Below are 1,013 nucleotides of genomic sequence, written 5' to 3'. Positions count from 1 at the left end.
GGAGGTTGTCCGTCCGAGGCTTGGATGGGAGGTTGTTGTTGCGACACGACACCTCTGTCTCCAGGAGCCCCGGATGGACATCCATGAGAATGCCAGAACCACGCGGCACAGTCGAATGCTGATGATCGAACGTCTTCAAGCGGGCTGGACGATAGCGGCCGTCGCATCGGCCCAGGGCGTCGATGGCAAGACGGTGCGCAAGTGGCGTGACCGCTATCAGGTGGAAGGAGAAGCCGGTCTGGTCGACCGTTCGTCGCGGCCGCATTCCAGCCCCTCGCGGCTCGATCGTGATGGTGAGGCGGCGATCGAGGCGCTGCGTCGTCGCCGCCTGTCGGGTCCGGCCATCGCACGCCAGCTCGACAGGCCGGTCTCGACGGTGGGCAAGGTTCTTCGCCGGCTGGGCCTGGGCCGGCTCAGGGCCCTGGATCCGGCCGTGCCGGTCATCCGCTACGAGCGGGAAAACCCCGGCGAGCTGATCCACATCGATTCGAAGAAACTCGGCCGCATCGAAGGCATCGGCCACCGCATCACCGGCGACCGCCGCGGCCAGAGCAATCGCAGGGCTTGTGGCAAGGGGCTGGGATGGGAAGCGCTCCACGTTGCCGTCGACGACGCGTCCCGACTCGCCTACACCGAAATCCTGCCCGACGAGAAGAAGGAGAGCGCGACCGCCTTCCTCGAACGCGCACTCGCCTTCTTCGAGCGACATGGCGTCAAGGTCGAGCGGGTCATGACCGACAACGGATCGGCCTACAAGAGCCACGTCTTCCGTGCCGCGCTGGCAACCAGAGGCATCGGCCACAAGCGCACCAGACCCTACACGCCGCGCACCAATGGCAAGGCCGAGCGCTTCATCCAGACCTCGTTGCGCGAGTGGATCTACGCCACCGCCTTCGAAACGTCGGCCAGCCGCACCGCCGCAATGCCCGCGTGGCTCTGCGCCTACAACACAACCAGACCCCACGCCGCTCTTGGCGGAAGGCCCCCAATCTCAAAACTCACGGACAACCTCC

Annotated in this window: 1 protein-coding gene; it reads left to right on the top strand. The window is 65.8% G+C overall.

Annotation, left to right across the window (positions count from 1 at the left end; translation table 11 throughout):
* Nucleotides 1–73 precede the first annotated feature (73 nt).
* Nucleotides 74–1,013: IS481 family transposase (locus EJC49_RS25140; protein ID WP_126702668.1), on the top strand; the 940-nt coding region annotated here is incomplete at its 3' end.

Source organism: Aquibium carbonis, assembly GCF_003970795.1.
GTDB lineage: Bacteria > Pseudomonadota > Alphaproteobacteria > Rhizobiales > Rhizobiaceae > Aquibium > Aquibium carbonis.
This window is presented reverse-complemented; position numbering and strand designations above follow the sequence as displayed.